This window comes from Pectobacterium sp. PL64, from assembly GCF_022477975.1.
In the GTDB taxonomy this organism is placed as follows: Bacteria; Pseudomonadota; Gammaproteobacteria; order Enterobacterales; family Enterobacteriaceae; genus Pectobacterium; species Pectobacterium jejuense.
The window spans coordinates 2,654,818-2,671,046 of sequence record NZ_CP092070.1 but is presented as its reverse complement, the minus strand read 5'-3'; the positions used below and the strand labels follow the sequence as shown (position 1 = coordinate 2,671,046).

Below are 16,229 nucleotides of genomic sequence, written 5' to 3'. Positions count from 1 at the left end.
GCTCCAGCACCTGTACCGGAGCCAAGCCAAGACAAAAAATAGGGAACGTAAATGAGTGAACAGAGCACCGCATTGTTTCAATTGCGCTATAGCTACAACCTGGAAACCATGACTATGGTTTTTCATAGTCGGATAGATAAATTGCTGACGGCTATTCAGTTGATAAGTGGTACTGCCGTAATTGCGAACACCGGATTGGGATGGTTCTTTGCTTTGCCAGTCGTTGTGATTGCTACTACACAGTTGATATGGCAACCGAGCATCATTGCGGAGCGAGCATCGGTTCAGCGCCGACAATATGCCGATCTGCTTTACAACAGCGATACTCTGCCAGCAGACGACATATTTAAGGCATTGAAAACGTTGCACCATACTGATTCCACTCCATTCGGTTCTTTACTTAATCCCGCTTATAAACGGGCGGCTATTTCCTCTGGCTTACCGGACGACACTACGCTCACTGCTTATGAGAAAGTGATGGCCTGGATTGCTGGGGATTTACCTCGTTAATATTTCTATTCGCAATCGCCCACGGATAGACGGTTGCGAATAGATGCCGGGTTTTAGCCATGCCCGGCGCATGGTCTTGTGGTAGGATCGAATCGCCAAAAACAATCAACCACGTTTTATGCTGATGACTTTCAAAGGAAATGAAGGACTAGACGCGTTAACACAGATCGCATCTTCAGTCGCAACAACCGAAGAGTTCGCAATTACTGCGTCTTTCATCCAATCTAAAATTTCAAGGGCTGTTCTCGTATCTCCCCCTTTGAACGCATCTAATAAATTGTTTGCGGCACAATGTATTGATTCGGAATATTTTTGACTTTCAGAAGGATCGTTAAATATGTGCATAAATATTGTTATCTCTTATAAAAGCCGCTCAGAATGGAATTGGCGGATTGTTGATAAAAGTGGCAACACTGTTGTGAATAGTCCCCGTATCTTTGAAAACCGCCCGCTCTGTATTGAAGATGCCGAAAGGTTTTTGTCTTTAATGGATGACGCCAAGTTTTACGATGATGCAGGGGTTCCAATCGACCAGATGCATTTAAGTGACAGTAGCCGGACTCAACGCGGTACGCTTATAAAAACTCGCCCAGCTAATTAATTTTTAATGCTATCGGGCTGTTCCATATAGTTCGGTAGCTATTCCACATCACCCAACATTCAAAGACGCACCGATCCCGCTCAGTGCATCTACGGTGGAAGCCATCGCGGGATTGGCTTGTATTCTGGTTTGTAGCGTCAACCCGACTAACGACAGATAGCGAATACCGGAATTGATGCTTTCCATAAAAGAATTTCGCCGTGTTTGACTCATTCGCTCGGTAGAGAGGCTTTCTGCCGCCACAGCACCGACGGCTGCGGTTGCCTGCAATACATACGTGGTCAGCCGTTCCGCTTTCGCTTCGTTGACGGGAACGGCAGGCAGGCAATTAAGCTGTGCCAGCAGGCCGTCGATCAGCGTTGAATCCTCAGAGGTATCCGTGATGGTCAACAGGTCATCGCACGTTAAGCGGTGAGGCTGTTCCGGGTTCAGCTTGTTGCGCAGCATCTGCGGGTTCATACCTACCATTTCTGCCAGTTCAACCAGATTGTGCCTGGTGGCAAATGCGCGACACGCATTGGCATAGTGCGGGTGTTTTGCTATTTGGTAATCAAACATGGTCAAATCCCTATTGAAATCGATAATAAATTCACAAATTTGAATTTACGCACCAAGCCGTGCTTCCCATTCGGCTTCTTTTGTTAGTGCCAGGAGGTTAATCATGGTTCGCTCGTTTTTCGCGGTTTTAGCCCGGATAGGCAGCTTTCCCAGGTGCACCCACTGGTAGCAGGTCTTTATGGGTAAGCCACTGATGCGAGAAAATTCGCTTAATGTGACATACGGTGTAGCCAGAGTGATTGAAAGTGGCGTTTTCATAAGGCATTCTGTTCTGTTAGTTAAGTTATGCTACTGATGGGTGTCATTTGATATCTTTTCACTAAGTTAAAATCAAAAATGATATCTGTCAATCAAATAAACTGGAATTTGATATCTATGAAATTTGATGGCGGGAAAGGTGTAGTTGAAAGAATCCTTAAAGCCTATGGGTTTACGATGCAAAAGCAGTTACATGACCATCTTGATGTTGGTAATGGCACCGTGAGCACCTGGATAAAAAGAGAATACTTTCCTGGAGAGGTTGTTATCCGCTGCGCTCTTGAGACTGGAGCTTCGCTAACATGGTTAGCAACGGGTGAAGGTGAAATGTTTCAAGATCTTGCAAAGCCTGCCGAAAGTGCTATTAATAGTGCCTGCATCTCTTTGAAAAAGATCAGGATTGTCGGCGGCAGATTGCAAGACGCCGGAACATGGAGCGTTGATAGCACACTGCTTGATGATTCTGTTTCCGAACCCGCTTTCATAGAGAAAGGCAACAATGCCTGGATCGCCGACATGTCTGTTACCCAGGTCAGCAATGGCCGCTGGTTGTTAGATATTGATGGTGATGTGGACGTGTACGATGTAGCCCGTATCCCAGGTAACCGTATTCAAGTATCCGGTAACGCAACTAAATTCGAGTGCTCTATTGATGATGTTAAGGGCGTTGGGATGGTTGTTATTACACTTGAGAAATAGTTTCACTCGCTCAAGCTAACCTAAAAACTATTAGAGTGTTTTTATAAAAATGAAATATAGAGACAGTCAATTAGATATAAAATTGAGAGGATGGTTTTCCAACTCTCTAGATCAACAACTACTTAGAGGAATTCAGCTTTCATATGGTTCTTTTAGATCTCTTACACCATTCAACTTAGATATAGATTACCCGCTTTTAGCTATCGCGGGTAGAAATGGAGCAGGGAAGTCAACTTTATTAGCCATTGCGGCATGTGCATTTCATAATGATAAAAAAAGCGATGCTACAAAATTCTTAAACAAAAAAAAACCATACTACACATTTGCTGATTTTTTTATTCAGTCGTCTGATGAGATTCCCCCTGAAGGGATTGGTATAAATTATACAATAGCACATAATAATTGGGCTAAGTCACCTAGAGTTCCTACAGGAAAAGGTATAGCTTATCAAGCTAGGCAAAAAAACAGTGGAGGGAAATGGAATAGATATGATAGAAGGGTTGATAGAGAGGTTATTTTTATAGGCATTGAAAGAATAGTTCCACATAGCGAAAAAAGCCAATCAAAAAGTTATTCTAGAAAATTTTCTGATGACGTTGGATATGATTGGGAAGGAAGTGTAAAGAATATAGTTGGCTATGTTATAGGTAAGAGTTATGATGAGTTTAAATACGTTTACCATTCAAAATATAGACTTCCATTAGTAAAGATTAATGGGAAGGTTATATCTGGATTCAATATGGGGGCTGGAGAAAATGCTTTGTTTGAAATATTCTCTATCCTACATATTTGTGAAGAGGGGACGTTAATAGTTATAGACGAAATAGAGTTAGGTTTGCATGTTGAAGCACAAATAAAATTCGTTAATGAGTTAAAAAAAATATCTTCATCAAGAAAGGTTCAAATAATATTCACCACTCATTCTGATATTATTTTTAGCTATATTCCTGGAGACGCTAGAGTATTCATAGAATCTATAAATAATAAAACAGTAATACAAAAAAACATATCTTCAGAATATGCGTTTTCTAAGTTAAGTTCTGATAACTCTGAAGAGTTAGATATCTTGGTTGAGGATGCTGTTGCAGAAAAATTATTATATAGTGTCTTGCCAAGTGATATACGCTCTAGGATAAAAATAGAAGCGGTTGGGTCTGCTACAACATTAGCTAGACTATTAGGTGCTGTATATCAAAGAAAATCAAGGAGAAATACGTTAGTTATTTTTGATGGAGACCAGAAAAAATTATTATCTAATAATATAAAGTGTGCAAAATTAATGGTTGAAAATTCCACAGAGGAATTTGAAAACTGGTTCAACGAGAATGTAATTTATTTGCCTGGTGATGAGTGGCCTGAAAAATGGATAGTAAGTAAAAGTTTAGAACATGTCGAGCCTCTCTCAAAGTTAGTGCAAGCCAATCAAAATAATTTAACTGATATATTAAAGAGAGCATTAGAGGCAGAAAAGCACAAAGAATTCTATGAGATGTCAACTCCGTTAGGACTAAATGAAAAAGATATATTGGATAGATGTTGTTTAAATCTATCAATTAATAGTCCTAGTTGTTTTTCTGAGATAATAAACAAGATACAACAAAAATTAGATACATGAGTCATGTTCTAATTTGTCTCATATCTTAATCGACAAGATTAAATATTTATCATCTATCAAACTATGTTTAGACAGATGATAAATACATATTGATGACTGTTCTTATATACAGTAAAACTATCCCGTTTTTGATAACGGGATAGGATCAATGGCCGTAAGGAAGTTACCCACCGGAAAGTGGTTGAGTGAAACATACCCGGAAGGGCGTACCGGAAAACGCGTGCGTAAGCAGTTCGTCAGTAAAGGCGAGGCGCTGTCTTACGAGCGCCAGCTCAAATTTGCGGGGGTATCGATTGATACTTCTTTAGCTGAAAATGCCGGGCAAAACCTATCCGAGCTGGTTCAACGCTGGTTTGATATGCACGGTCGTTCTCTGGCTGATGGGGAAGGGCGGTTACGCAAGTTAGAGCAACTTTGTACCAACCTGGGCGACCCGATTGCCACCCTGTTCACGAAAGCGGATTTTGCTGAATACCGTAAGAAGCGATTAACCGGTAAGTTTGGGCGTTTTGATAAACCAGTGAAAGAATCTACCATCAACCGTGAGCATTCATACTTAAGCGCGGTGTTTAATGAGTTAAAACGCCTGGGCGAGTGGCAAGGCGATAACCCGCTGGATGGGATTCGTCAGTATAAAGAGAGTGACAGCGAGCTAGCCTTTTTGTATCACGATGATATTCGCCTCATCCTTAACGAGTGTGATGCATCCAGTAACCCCGATCTCGGTAGTGTTGTGCGGATTTGTTTAGCAACGGGTGCCAGGTGGAGTGAAGCCCAGGAGCTGAAGCAGTCGCAGCTTGTGCCGTATCGGGTGACCTACATTAACACTAAAGGCAAACGTAACCGCACGGTGCCGATCTCCCCTGAGCTGTATCAGCGATTACCGCGCCGCCGTGGCCAACTGTTCAGCCCTTGCTATGATGCTTTTCGCCAAGCGTTAAAACGTTCCCAAATTGATTTACCGGAAGGGCAGCTAACGCACGTTTTGCGGCATACCTTCGCCAGCCACTTTATGATGAATGGTGGTAATATCCTGGTGCTAAAAGATATTCTCGGCCACACTTCGATCCAGATGACGATGCGCTATGCACACTTTGCCCCCGATCACCTGGATGCGGCCGTAACGTTGAATCCGTATGACAGATTGGACGAGCTATGAGAAAAGTAATTTCTGACCTTTTGAAAAATGTAGTTAAGTATTTAAAAGAAGATTTCGCTAGGTTTATCAGTACCTTTTTGATTGTTGGTGTTGGCTTTACTCTTGTAGCCTACCTGTTAGAAGGGGAGTCTGCATTTGAACGTGTATTCTCTGCCTTGATAAGTGACGATCCTTTATATAAAAAAATACTTTACGGCTCATTTTTCGTTGGGGCAAGCTTTGAAATTCTTATGAGCTTTCTTCGTTCCCATTTTAACTGGCATTTGGATTTTTGGGTCACAGTTGCCTATCAAATCCGTGGTTTATTTGAATCCGTAGCTTTGCTTCTTGCTGGCACCTGCATTACAGGATCTCTTGTTATTTATAATAACCCGACCCTTGGAAAGGCTGGTGTTATGTTATGTTACGGTTTCTTTTTTTTGATTTTTTATGCAATTGTATTATGCGCCACTGAGTACATAAAGAACGAACTGTCATCAATGAAAACCAGTGGCGGCAGAATGGTAACTAAGGAAAATAAACAGCACTAACCAGAAACAGGAATCAGTGAAATTACAGTAACTTATTGTTTTCATTGCCCCCTTACAGGTTTTTAAAATCCCTCGGCGTTCGCGCTGTGCGGGTTCAAGTCCCGCCCCGGCACCATTGATTTAACACGAATTAAAATAAGCACTTGCGTGCAATGTCGTAGACCGCCGAAAGGCGGTTTTTTGTGCCTGAAATTCCCTTTCCTAATATTCTTCCTAATATTCTTCCTAATATAATTTTTGCGTGTTTGGTGAATATGCAATTATTTTGAATTTTTATTCTGCCCACCAACTACAGGCACGATCGGTATTTTACGGTCATATCGTGCGGTCTGACGGATTGTCTTATGCCCAGATATCGCTTGTTTCTCTTCTTATGCCCCCTCAAGATAAGAAATCCCTTTGGCTTTTAGATCGTGAAATGTGAAATCAAAACTTAGGTGTGGGAATGCTGCTGTCGCATCTTCTTCTTGGATAGTTCAGAGCCTTACTTAAAAAGCATAGGTGTGCGATTCCGATCCCAATCAAGGCAACTGATGGAGCGCTAGAATACAGAGCGTTATACTCATCATTGCTCATATATCGATCTCGTGGCACTCTTTAGACGGTTTACTCTCTTAACTCGTTTCCGTGAGATATGTAGGTAAGAGTTCAGCCTTAAACCTTTTTGGTGTTTTGGAAGTGTTGGTAGGCTGGTTGCAGAGCAAGAAGTAGATGAAGAAAATGGGCTTAAACCAAAAGAAAAGGTTACTGGGTTTTTTTAACCAACAGCCTGATTCTGAAAAGATAGAGTGTTCAAGTTTGACTAAAATCTATCGATTGCTATGTCGATAAATATTTGCGAGGTCGGTTTAAGTAAGAAAATTAACACTGCTAATTATTTTTTCTGGGAGGGATGAATGGAAAATTTTAAGGTTAGGCTCAAAGGGCACATTGAGCATGTTAAAAAAGTCTGCGAGCACTGCACAACTGAGGAAACGACAAAGCAAGCCTTGATCCTACCATTTTTAGATATATTAGGTTTTAATGCATACGATCCTCAAAAAGTAAGAGCAGAATATGGTGCAGATTTTCCTGGGGCTAAGGTTGGCGAGAGAGTTGACTATGCTCTTTTTTGCCAAGGTGTCCCAGTTATGTTTATTGAAGCAAAGTCATACCGAGAGAAAATAGACAATCACTGTCCCCAATTATCTAGATACTTCAACTCTACCCCAGAAGTTACTATATCAGCGATAACAAATGGTGTTGAGTGGCGATTTTTCACAGACTTGAAAGAAAAAAATATAATGGATCCTTCCCCATTCCTGAGAATAAGAATGGATGACATTACAGAGTCTGATGCAGAGCAATTATTTCGATTTAGGCATGACAAATTTAAACCAGAAGCTTTACGAACTTTGGCTGAAGAGAGTGTATACATATCAGCGTTCGTGAAAGTCATCAGCGCTAGTCTCAGAGATGTCGATGCGGATTTTGTACGTTATGTTGCAGGTAGAGCTAACATTGGTCGACAATTAAATCAAAGATTTATTGATTCAATAACCCCGTTAGTTAGGCAGGCTGTTGAAAGATCTGTTAGCGCCATGGTTGTATCAGGGTTGTCCTCTAAGCCACCTGTAGGGGAGGAACATCATAGCGAGAACAAGGAGTCAGCGGTACCTGATGAGCGCTCAGACATTGTTGATCCTGATAATCCTAATATTGTAACTACATACAACGAACGGGTATTGTTCGAAAAAGTATCTTCAATAATTGGGACTGAGTATGATTTACAACCAAAGGATACCGAGTCCTATTATTCAATATTGTTTCAAGGAAAAGCGAACCGTTGGTTAGTTCGATATCATGACAAAAAGAACCGTTCTTCAATTCAATTACCTATTGATATCACGCCAATAATTAGTAATGAGATAAATAGAGCCGGTCTTGAGTGCGATAATAGTAGGATTTATATAGAAAACCCAGAGGATATATTAAGAATATCTGGGCTAATATTGGACTCTCTACGATACGTACAAAACGACGAGAACTTCAGAAAAAAACGGTCGTAATAATTATTACTCTACCTGGCCCTGCTTAGGTGGGGCTTTTATCCCGTATTACCACGGTTTCAATGGCATAAGTGACAGTTGATATAAATATGCCCTGAGCAGGAAACCCAAGGCTGTGTTTACAGGTGCTCATTTATTTAGTGAACTTCATCGGGTCGTTTGCTTTTTAATCTGAGCTTGTTCAACCGCGAGTCTTTCTACAGCACCAGCGCGGAGCGTAGCGAGCTGTTCGAGTAGCCCTTTTGCATCCACCATAGGGTGAGCTTGGCCAGGCTGACGTACTTTTAGCTGATTTTGCACTTCAATTTGACCGTTACTGAAAGGATGTGCGGTGAGATGAACTGTAATGGGGCGTTTGGTATCTTTTACCATCGCTTTGATGCGATCTATGCTTCGAATATAGGCTTCAACCTGCTGTGGACTATCGATAGCGTTTAGACCTAATCCACCAATGGTAATTGCGCGGTAAGTATTATTTCCCTCTTTGACATCGAGTACATAAGATGTGGTTCCCCAAGTGTGGCCGGGTGTCATGTAGGCGTGAAATGTCGTATCACCGATGGTCAACGCGCTACCATCTTCCACCAAAATATCTGTGGCAGCAGGAGCAGGTATCGTCCACGCGTTAGGTTTTCCCTGTGTATTTTTCGCATCCAACTGTGCTTCCTTCCAGCCTTCCTCAGACATGACAAAACGTGCATTGGTTAGCGCCTTGAGTTTAGAAACGCCACCTACATGATCAAAATGCCCGTGTGTCAGCAGTACCATTTTGATCTCTGCCGGGTCGACGCCGATTTTCTTAATATTCTCGATCAGCTGATCCGTAAATTCACCATACAGCGTATCAATCAGTACCGGGCTCTCACTGGTTTTGATAAGCCAGGCTGAGACCCAGCAAATGCCGACATAATAAACATTGTCAAAGGCTTGGTAGGGCCCGACAGTCTGTGCCTTTGTATCATTCAGCCAACGTCCGAGTTCCGCAGGCATTTTGCCGCTGCTTCCAAATTGGCTGAAAAGCTGATTGATGGTTGATGATGGACCGCATCCTGTAAGTGTGGGGATGGTCGTGCTATTTATTTCTGCATCTGGTGAGGGGAACGAGTGAGCCGTAGCAGCCATATTGAGTAAAAGTAAGAAAGTAGCCAGAGGTGTAAGACGTTGGTTCTTCATTCTTTATCTCTTGTCTAGATAGCAAAGCCCAGACTATAGTTGCGAAATTCGGACGAATAAATACGGAGTAATGCAAACTAACGTTGCATATTTCGAACAATATGAGGGTTTATGGATCGCTTTGTTGCTATGCAGGTATTTGTTGATGTGGTTGAGTTAGGGAGCCTAACTGCTGCAGCGAACAAGCTGGATATCTCGCGAGCCATGGCTACGCGCTATATCGCGTCATTGGAGAAAGCATTTGGCGTTCGTCTGTTGCATCGCTCCAGTCGCAGTTTGGGATTGACGAGTGCAGGGAGCGAGATTTTGTCCTATTGCCGACAAATTTTAGCGTTGAATGATGATATTGGCGCTGCCCTTGAGAGTAAAAGCCAAGAGCCTAATGGCTTGATCCGGGTTGCTAGCAGTATTTCATTCGGCCAATCCTATCTGGCCGATGCGCTGAGGCGCTACTCTGCCCAATATCCCAAAGTTTCCATTGAGATGGTGTTAAAGGATGCGTCAGTGAATCTGGTGGAACAGCGTATTGATCTGGCTATTCATGTCGGTGACAAACTCGATCCGACGGTGATTTCACGCCAGCTGACCCGCTGTGCTTCAGTCGTTTGCGCAGCGCCCGACTATCTGGCACGCAACGGAACGCCCCAACGGCCAGACGATCTCAGGCAACACAACTGCTTGTACCACACGCGTTTTGGTCGTGTCTGGCGCTTCCAAGCCCCAGCGGCTAACGGTACAGAGCTGACGATGGATGAAGTGGGTGTTACGGGCAACTTTGCAGCGAATGATAGCATGGTGCTTCTGCATGCCGCGCTTGCGGGTGAGGGCATCGTTCATTTACCTGCTTTTACGACGGATCCTTACCTTCGTACCGGCGCGCTGGTTCGCGTTCTGACAGACTATGCATTGCCAGAGTTAGGGGTCTATGCATTATATTGTTCACGCAAATACTTGCCCACCAGCACACGTACGTTACTGGATTTTTTGCTTAATGACTTGTCGAGCAGCTAGATTTATGGCGCTAAGAGGCTAACCATATCTCTGTAACAGGCGTGTTTGTTATCATTACGCGAGCTGTTGACCCTGTTCCGCCATTGCATTTATACGTTCTTGTACTTTGAGATCTAACGCTATGCGTTCTTCTGCTGGCATTGCCTCGTATTGCTCCTTGGATATTCCCATGGAGGCGAGTACGGAGAAGAATAATCTTTCTTCATGAGACATGGAGACCCAATCCATAAACTCCTTTGCTGCTTTCGAGCGTTGAGGCTCAACTCTAGCGCTGGGTTCATGTCTGGAGAGCTGCCGGCTATCCTTGGCTTTCTCAAGTGCCATTTTGAACGTATCTTCACTTGGCGTAATGGCATGCTTACTGGCCTAGGCAAATAAAAGATGCGCTCCCTAAATATCCGATGTGATCATGTGAACTCTCCATAGTTAGACAGGATAGATGCTCACATAGTCTGAAGGGATGCTATCGAAAAGATACCACCTGGGGGTATGTTTAATTCACCGGATTAGTTGTGATAGCGGAACGGGAAGGCGGTAAAGAGGTTAAATAGCAAATCGATGTGGCGTAAGTGATGTTTTACATCGCCGTTAAGGAACGGCGACAAATCCCAGCGTTGTTATTGTTTATGTATTATCTATCTGATTTTCCGGCATAAAAATTTATCTTTTATCACGCCATCAAAGAAACGGCCTTTAGAGACGACAGCGTCAGAAATAAATTTTTTATAGATAGACTCAGGCACGCCAACATATTGATAGATATCTTTATTATGAAATTCTATCTCAAGGTTGTGCGTCTTTGGATCGTACCCAATGGAATAAATTCGTGACGATAAAACCTGCTGTCGCTGCAATGCTCGTTCCTCCCTTGTGCAAAATAAGATCAAACTATAAAAAGATTCACTGCATGACATATTGTCGACGATCATGCTTATTTATTGAATATGTATCAAATTTTTGGCGGGTTGGTTAGTAAAATCGTTGGTTTATCGTTTTCATGCTGTGAATTTGTTCAATGAAGGGCAATTCATCTGTTTGGTTAGGGAATGGTGCAAACCTGCGATGATGAATAGCGGGCTATTATTTTTAACTATGCCCTGAAGCGCAGGTTTGCAACGAGATAAAATGATTATGCTTCCGGCGCGTATTCGATCCTGTTTCTGCCGTTAGCCTTGGCCTGATAGAGCGCATCGTCTGCTGCCTTTATCAAGCATTCATAATCGGGATGACCGCTATAGACGGCGATGCCGGCGCTGATGGTCATTGTAATGCTTTCACCGTTTTGAAGATAAATAAGGTGATCCTGGATTTTCTTTCTCAGCCGCTCGATGATGGTGTAGGCGGCGACTTTAGGCGTTTCAATAAGCACGATCATGAATTCTTCGCCGCCGTAACGGAAAACATAGTCGCTGTTCCTCGTGCTCTCATATAGCACTTCTGCAATTCTTTTCAAGATGCTATCGCCAGCGGCATGGCCATATGTGTCATTCACGGTTTTAAAATGGTCAATATCAATCATGGCGATGCTGAGCGAGGTGTTTGAGTGCATTGCCAGCGATATTTCATGTCTAAGGATAGTTGGCAGGAAACGACGGTTTAACAGAAGGGTCAACGTATCCTTACCGCTTTCCAGTTTTTGGACTTCGTCAAATAGCGATCCCAGCAGCATATTTATTTTATAAATTTTGCTTCTGACTGTTTTAAGTAGCGGGGCGTAATCCTGCTGGGTCAGTAGTGCGGTAGTACTATGGCTACGTATGTAGTCATCCGTTTCCGTCATTATGGAGGCGATAGTGCGTATCCCCTGAATATTACTGAAACTGGATTTCCCCTTATGGTTAAACCACAGGCCAAACTCCGAATCACTCAGGTCCTGGATGCTGGAAAGAGGCGTACCAGTGGCAACACTAAAAATAAAGGCATTTTCCCAATTTAGCAGCGATGCATTTTGGCGCTCTCTCTCCATGCTAGCATTTTCCAGAATAGAAAATAACCGATAGGACTCTTCATTTTTGGCTGCCAGATCGTGCGATTGTGAATAGGTTTTGCTCATTATCTCTATGGCGATATCCATAGAGATAGAGGCAAAACGTATGGCATCAAAACATAGCGTTTTATTCTCTGCCAGCTGTGCGATGTCTTCATAAAGGTGCCATTTTAAACGCCGGGCTCCACGCTCAACCAGATCGACGGGAATACCAATACGTGCATGAATCTGACCAATTTTCTTTTGATGGTTAATCAGGTCAGCCAGACGATCTCCGGTATTCGTTAAAATATCCGCTATCCATTTGCTCATCGATCCATGGAGTCGATCGTGGACTTGCTGGCTGGAAAGAAACAGGGAGGCTTCTTGATCTTTGAGCATGTAGGAGTAGAACGCGTCAGCAAAGTCAGAGGCTTTCTGATCGGCGAGGGTTCGCAGTAGAGTAAAAGATTTTTGTGAGGTTGTGGCTATCAATTGCATCCATTCTGATGTTATGACTTGATTGTAGTCTGACTCACCGTTATCTCTCTGTTCATTAACGTTCAATAGTTCGTTCAACTTTTAATCTCTTTTGCGAATATGTCGGATGTACTAGGATAGAAACGATCAATTTTTGCCTGAATAATTGATATGTAATAACAGAGAGGGTCAATATGGCGTTGTTAAAAACAAATAAAATTAATCATTTCATACAGGTACTATTCCTACCGTAGTTGTAAATGATAATGCTGTTTTTTTGATGTTAGAAGCTATTTTGAGATAAATTTATGAAAGTTAATGATCTGGTTACGGTTAAAACCGATGGAAAGACGCGGCGAGAAGGGACGATTCTGGCTGTAGAAACGTTTCAGGAAGGGATTATGTATTTAGTTGCATTAAAAGATTACCCAGCGGGTATCTGGTTTTTCAATGAGATTGACAGTAAAGACGGTACGTTTGTTGAGCCAAAGATCTTGCCAGAAAAAGAGTAAAGGGGAACACGCTGATATACGAGCATTGTCCAGGTGAACAATGCTCGCAGTGGCTTTGGTATCAGTATTTAGAACGTTTCCCAGTTACCGTTTTCTGTATTAGCCTGGCGGGGCAGGGCGAGTGATGAACGGTCCTTAGCGGCGAGAGCGTTTGGCTGAACAGGAGCTGAATGGCTATTTGATAAATGGCTGGATAACTTAAATGTCGCGACGGCACGAGTAAGCAATGCTGCTTGCTCTTCCAACGATGCCGCGGCCGCACTGGCTTCCTGAACGAGTGAAGCATTCTGCTGTGTCACGCTGTCCATTTCGGATATCGCCTGACCGACCTGAGTAATTCCCCGACTTTGTTCGTCAGAAGCAGAAGCAATCTCCCCCATGATGTCGGTGACGTTAGTGACGGCATCGACGATCTCTTTCATGGTTTGACCCGCGTTATCAACCAGAACAGAGCCACTGTTGACCAGATTTACCGATTCAGAAATCAGCGTTTCTATCTCTTTTGCGGCTTGTGCACTGCGCTGTGCGAGACTGCGAACTTCACTTGCTACGACGGCAAAACCGCGACCTTGTTCTCCCGCTCTGGCTGCTTCAACCGCCGCATTGAGTGCGAGAATATTCGTTTGGAAAGCAATGCTGTTAATAACGCTGGTAATTTCAGATATTTTCTTTGAACTACCTGAAATACTGTTCATCGTGTTCACAACGTTTGCAACGATCTCACCGCCTTGTTTGGCCTTTCCTGAGGCATTTGCCGCGAGCTGGCTGGCATGGTGCGCATTTTCTGAGTTTTGCTTCACTGTTGCGGTTAATTGCTCCATGCTTGCCGCAGTTTGTTCAAGCGCGGCGGCTTGCTGTTCGGTTCGTGAGGAAAGGTCGGTGTTACCGGATGAAATCTCCGTAGAACCTTGATAAATAGAGTCTGCGCTTTCCCGAACGGTAGTGACGGTAGTGACCAGAGAAGACTGCATTTGTTGAACGTTACTGGCGAGTGTGCCAATTTCATTCCTGCCATAACGGTCCGATACTTGAGTCAAATCGCCCTGCGCAATACGCTGAATTCTCATGACCAGTTGATTCATTGGTTTGATGAGGATCCCGCGCAGCAGGAAGAACGTCATAAGCGTTAAAATGGTGGCCAGCGCGAAGCTGCCGCCCATCAATGAATATCCAAGCAGTGCATTTTTATGCGCTGTTTCATTTAAATCTTTCGCTCTTTGCGTGCGGTAAGCGACAGCTTCTAGCAAAAATTTGTTATAGGCCAAGTCTAAAACTCGGGTTTCTTCGGACTCGAGAGTGATGACTTCTTCAAACAGCCCTTCTTTTGCCGCAGTGAGCATCAGCATAAGGCCTTGATTGACATAAGCATCATAGGACTTGCGCAGATCGCCGTCCAACGCCATATCCTGAGGGGTTTTAACCGGGCGTTGTTCATAGACAAGGAAGGCTTTTTTTGATTGTTCCAGACGCTGCTCAGCCTGTTTCAGGTTGTCATTGAAGACCTGAGAGTCGCCAATACGAGCAGCCGCTGCGGCCTGAATGAGCAGCAGACGTGCAGTGCGAAGGTGGTTGGAACTGTTTGAGATCCCCATTCGGGTATCGATTTCTTGTGTGACGTCATCTAATGACTGATTGCTGCTTTGTAGAAAATAGCTGGATGTGCCGATAGATGCTGCAAATAACAGCATGATACCACCCAGAATAATGATGAATAAGGGAACTAGCCGTAAATTGCTCAGCATGCCGGCCTCGGCGTGCTGCTCAGACCTTGACGTTATTTTCATATCCATTCGCTCATTCTCAGGAATTTATGATTTACCATGCCACTCGCTGCGGCATTGGCGTTTAGGTTTTAGTGTCTACATTAATGACAATTCATTAGCTAAACAACCAACGTAAAAGATAATCGGCATATATTGAGAAACCTTAATCAAATTCGATGCGATCCCGATCACGTTTTTAACTCTTTAAAAAGAAAAGAGAAATACGTGATGCGAAATCATACAGATTGATAATAAAAAATAAAGAGTCTGCCTCCTAACTTTATTTGTTTGAGGTTCAACGCTATTATGGCGAATCTATCTTCGGAGGGATTTTTCTTGGAAAAGCGCACGCATTTTTTTTCTGATAAAAAAATTGTTTTTTTTATCGCCACATTATGCTGTTTGCTCTGGGGAAGTGCTTATCCGGCAATTAAAAATGGCTATGAGCTGTTTCACATTGCAGATAATGATATTCCTGGAAAACTCGTTTTTGCAGGATACCGGTTCGCGTTCGCTGGGCTGTTGCTTTTGGTACTTGCTGTGTTAAGCGGACGCTCCATCGGGCGATTTCAGCGTGGGCAGTTAGTTCAGTTGACCACACTGGGAATATTCCAGACATCGTTGCAATATGTTTTTTTCTACATCGGTCTGGCTTATACCACCGGCGTTAAAGGTTCGATCATGAATGCAACCAGTACTTTTTTCAGCGTACTGCTTGCTCATTATTTATACCAAAATGATAAATTAAATATCAACAAGCTCATTGGTTGTATATTAGGTTTTGCCGGTGTAATGGTTGTTAATATCAACAGCAACGGAATGAATATTGGTTTTACGCTGTTAGGTGATGGGTTCGTTGTTATTGCCGCATTTATTTTGTCTGCATCGACTATATATGGTAAGCGCATATCACAAACGATGGATCCAACCGTTATGACCGGTTACCAACTGGCTATTGGCGGGATCATTTTAACGATATCAGGGTACTGTACTGGCGGGACACTCATCATACCTGATTGGAAAGCTCTACTGATGCTAGGCTACCTTATTTTGCTTTCTTCAGTCGCTTTTTCATTATGGAGTCAATTGCTGAAATATAATCGAGTCGGTATGGTCGCACCATTTAATTTCCTTATCCCTGTCTCTGGTACGCTGTTGTCAGCCCTGTTTCTTAATGAAAGTATTCTGGAGTGGAAATATTTCTTTGCACTGGTCCTGGTATGTTCAGGTATTTGGCTGGTTAATCGAATTGTTAAAAGCGATCGGTAAATGCCTTTGTGCCCCAGCTCACCTATCCCCTTGAAGGTACTGTCTGTAGCGTGATGTTTGAGCTTCGTTGAAGCTGT

Annotated in this window: 17 protein-coding genes and 1 pseudogene; 10 read left to right on the top strand and 8 right to left on the bottom strand. The window is 43.2% G+C overall.

The annotated features are described in order from the left end of the window. The first annotated feature begins 51 nt into the window (after positions 1-51). Together HP572_RS11955 and HP572_RS11950 are read left to right on the top strand one after the other, a co-directional pair. Entirely contained in the window at positions 52-510 is a 459-nt protein-coding gene (locus HP572_RS11955; RefSeq protein ID WP_174865296.1) for a hypothetical protein, read from the top strand. A 337-nt stretch (positions 511-847) separates the two neighbouring features. Beyond that, on the top strand, positions 848-1,111 hold the full coding sequence (locus tag HP572_RS11950) for a hypothetical protein (RefSeq protein ID WP_174865297.1): 264 nt from the start codon (positions 848-850) through the stop codon (positions 1,109-1,111). A gap of 48 nt (positions 1,112-1,159) precedes the next feature. Here the strand turns inward: HP572_RS11950 and HP572_RS11945 are convergent, their stop codons facing one another. Continuing rightward, positions 1,160-1,669: a phage regulatory CII family protein gene (locus HP572_RS11945; RefSeq protein WP_174865298.1), complete on the bottom strand. Its 510-nt coding sequence runs from the start codon at positions 1,667-1,669 to the stop codon at positions 1,160-1,162. Positions 1,670-1,714: 45 nt separating this feature from the next. Further along, positions 1,715-1,927, bottom strand: coding sequence for a DNA-binding protein (locus HP572_RS11940; RefSeq protein ID WP_174865299.1), 213 nt, complete (start codon positions 1,925-1,927; stop codon positions 1,715-1,717). A gap of 117 nt (positions 1,928-2,044) precedes the next feature. On the opposite strand from HP572_RS11940, the gene HP572_RS11935 reads away from it, so the two are divergent. The 4 genes from HP572_RS11935 to HP572_RS11920 all read left to right on the top strand — a co-directional run bounded on the left by HP572_RS11935 (position 2,045) and on the right by HP572_RS11920 (position 5,930). Next, positions 2,045-2,626, top strand: a complete 582-nt coding sequence (locus tag HP572_RS11935; RefSeq protein ID WP_240583292.1) for a phage repressor protein CI — start codon at positions 2,045-2,047, stop codon at positions 2,624-2,626. Between the two features lie 49 nt (positions 2,627-2,675). Then, entirely contained in the window at positions 2,676-4,241 is a 1,566-nt protein-coding gene (locus HP572_RS11930; protein WP_240583291.1) for an ATP-dependent endonuclease, read from the top strand. Between the two features lie 148 nt (positions 4,242-4,389). Next, positions 4,390-5,400, top strand: a complete 1,011-nt coding sequence (locus tag HP572_RS11925) for a tyrosine-type recombinase/integrase (RefSeq protein ID WP_240583290.1) — start codon at positions 4,390-4,392, stop codon at positions 5,398-5,400. Further along, on the top strand, positions 5,397-5,930 hold the full coding sequence (locus HP572_RS11920; RefSeq protein ID WP_240583289.1) for a hypothetical protein: 534 nt from the start codon (positions 5,397-5,399) through the stop codon (positions 5,928-5,930). Before HP572_RS11925 ends, HP572_RS11920 begins: the two co-directional genes overlap by 4 nt. A 260-nt stretch (positions 5,931-6,190) precedes the next feature. Here the strand turns inward: HP572_RS11920 and HP572_RS11915 are convergent. Next, positions 6,191-6,388 (bottom strand): annotated as a pseudogene (locus tag HP572_RS11915) (integrase); the annotation flags it as partial. Between the two features lie 438 nt (positions 6,389-6,826). On the opposite strand from HP572_RS11915, the gene HP572_RS11910 reads away from it, so the two are divergent. Further along, positions 6,827-7,978, top strand: a complete 1,152-nt coding sequence (locus tag HP572_RS11910) for a type I restriction endonuclease (RefSeq protein ID WP_240583288.1) — start codon at positions 6,827-6,829, stop codon at positions 7,976-7,978. Between the two features lie 147 nt (positions 7,979-8,125). Here HP572_RS11910 and blaCAR read toward each other — a convergent pair whose 3' ends face one another. Continuing rightward, positions 8,126-9,151: a CAR family subclass B3 metallo-beta-lactamase gene (blaCAR, locus tag HP572_RS11905; RefSeq protein ID WP_240583287.1), complete on the bottom strand. Its 1,026-nt coding sequence runs from the start codon at positions 9,149-9,151 to the stop codon at positions 8,126-8,128. A gap of 111 nt (positions 9,152-9,262) precedes the next feature. On the opposite strand from blaCAR, the gene HP572_RS11900 reads away from it, so the two are divergent. Then, on the top strand, positions 9,263-10,162 hold the full coding sequence (locus HP572_RS11900) for a LysR family transcriptional regulator (RefSeq protein WP_240583286.1): 900 nt from the start codon (positions 9,263-9,265) through the stop codon (positions 10,160-10,162). 54 nt (positions 10,163-10,216) lie between these two features. Here the strand turns inward: HP572_RS11900 and HP572_RS11895 are convergent, their stop codons facing one another. The 3 genes from HP572_RS11895 to HP572_RS11885 form a co-directional block, all read right to left on the bottom strand. Continuing rightward, complete coding sequence (locus HP572_RS11895) at positions 10,217-10,486, bottom strand: hypothetical protein (RefSeq protein WP_240583285.1); 270 nt, start codon at positions 10,484-10,486, stop codon at positions 10,217-10,219. A gap of 311 nt (positions 10,487-10,797) precedes the next feature. Next, on the bottom strand, positions 10,798-11,016 hold the full coding sequence (locus HP572_RS11890; RefSeq protein WP_010279476.1) for a KTSC domain-containing protein: 219 nt from the start codon (positions 11,014-11,016) through the stop codon (positions 10,798-10,800). A gap of 275 nt (positions 11,017-11,291) precedes the next feature. Beyond that, positions 11,292-12,707, bottom strand: a complete 1,416-nt coding sequence (locus tag HP572_RS11885; RefSeq protein ID WP_240583284.1) for a diguanylate cyclase — start codon at positions 12,705-12,707, stop codon at positions 11,292-11,294. 209 nt (positions 12,708-12,916) lie between these two features. On the opposite strand from HP572_RS11885, the gene dsrB reads away from it, so the two are divergent. Beyond that, the gene (gene dsrB, locus HP572_RS11880; protein ID WP_240583283.1) at positions 12,917-13,120 is read left to right on the top strand and encodes a protein DsrB; all 204 of its coding nucleotides are present in this window, start codon (positions 12,917-12,919) and stop codon (positions 13,118-13,120) included. 68 nt (positions 13,121-13,188) lie between these two features. On the opposite strand, the gene HP572_RS11875 is transcribed toward dsrB, so the two are convergent. Continuing rightward, positions 13,189-14,910, bottom strand: coding sequence for a methyl-accepting chemotaxis protein (locus HP572_RS11875; RefSeq protein ID WP_240583282.1), 1,722 nt, complete (start codon positions 14,908-14,910; stop codon positions 13,189-13,191). A 309-nt stretch (positions 14,911-15,219) separates the two neighbouring features. Between HP572_RS11875 and HP572_RS11870 the strand changes: the two genes are divergently transcribed. Then, on the top strand, positions 15,220-16,152 hold the full coding sequence (locus tag HP572_RS11870) for a DMT family transporter (protein ID WP_371745332.1): 933 nt from the start codon (positions 15,220-15,222) through the stop codon (positions 16,150-16,152). Positions 16,153-16,229: the final 77 nt, after the last annotated feature.

Excerpts from the sequence above, each read along its gene's own strand:
- HP572_RS11955 (WP_174865296.1), top strand. The coding sequence starts at position 52 with ATGAGTGAACAGAGCACCGCATTGTTTCAATTGCGCTATAGCTACAAC.
- HP572_RS11950 (WP_174865297.1), top strand. The coding sequence starts at position 848 with ATGTGCATAAATATTGTTATCTCTTATAAAAGCCGCTCAGAATGGAAT.
- HP572_RS11945 (WP_174865298.1), bottom strand. The coding sequence starts at position 1,669 with ATGTTTGATTACCAAATAGCAAAACACCCGCACTATGCCAATGCGTGT.
- HP572_RS11940 (WP_174865299.1), bottom strand. The coding sequence starts at position 1,927 with ATGAAAACGCCACTTTCAATCACTCTGGCTACACCGTATGTCACATTA.
- HP572_RS11935 (WP_240583292.1), top strand. The coding sequence starts at position 2,045 with ATGAAATTTGATGGCGGGAAAGGTGTAGTTGAAAGAATCCTTAAAGCC.
- HP572_RS11930 (WP_240583291.1), top strand. The coding sequence starts at position 2,676 with ATGAAATATAGAGACAGTCAATTAGATATAAAATTGAGAGGATGGTTT.
- HP572_RS11925 (WP_240583290.1), top strand. The coding sequence starts at position 4,390 with ATGGCCGTAAGGAAGTTACCCACCGGAAAGTGGTTGAGTGAAACATAC.
- HP572_RS11920 (WP_240583289.1), top strand. The coding sequence starts at position 5,397 with ATGAGAAAAGTAATTTCTGACCTTTTGAAAAATGTAGTTAAGTATTTA.
- HP572_RS11910 (WP_240583288.1), top strand. The coding sequence starts at position 6,827 with ATGGAAAATTTTAAGGTTAGGCTCAAAGGGCACATTGAGCATGTTAAA.
- blaCAR (WP_240583287.1), bottom strand. The coding sequence starts at position 9,151 with ATGAAGAACCAACGTCTTACACCTCTGGCTACTTTCTTACTTTTACTC.
- HP572_RS11900 (WP_240583286.1), top strand. The coding sequence starts at position 9,263 with ATGGATCGCTTTGTTGCTATGCAGGTATTTGTTGATGTGGTTGAGTTA.
- HP572_RS11895 (WP_240583285.1), bottom strand. The coding sequence starts at position 10,486 with ATGGCACTTGAGAAAGCCAAGGATAGCCGGCAGCTCTCCAGACATGAA.
- dsrB (WP_240583283.1), top strand. The coding sequence starts at position 12,917 with ATGAAAGTTAATGATCTGGTTACGGTTAAAACCGATGGAAAGACGCGG.
- HP572_RS11875 (WP_240583282.1), bottom strand. The coding sequence starts at position 14,910 with ATGGATATGAAAATAACGTCAAGGTCTGAGCAGCACGCCGAGGCCGGC.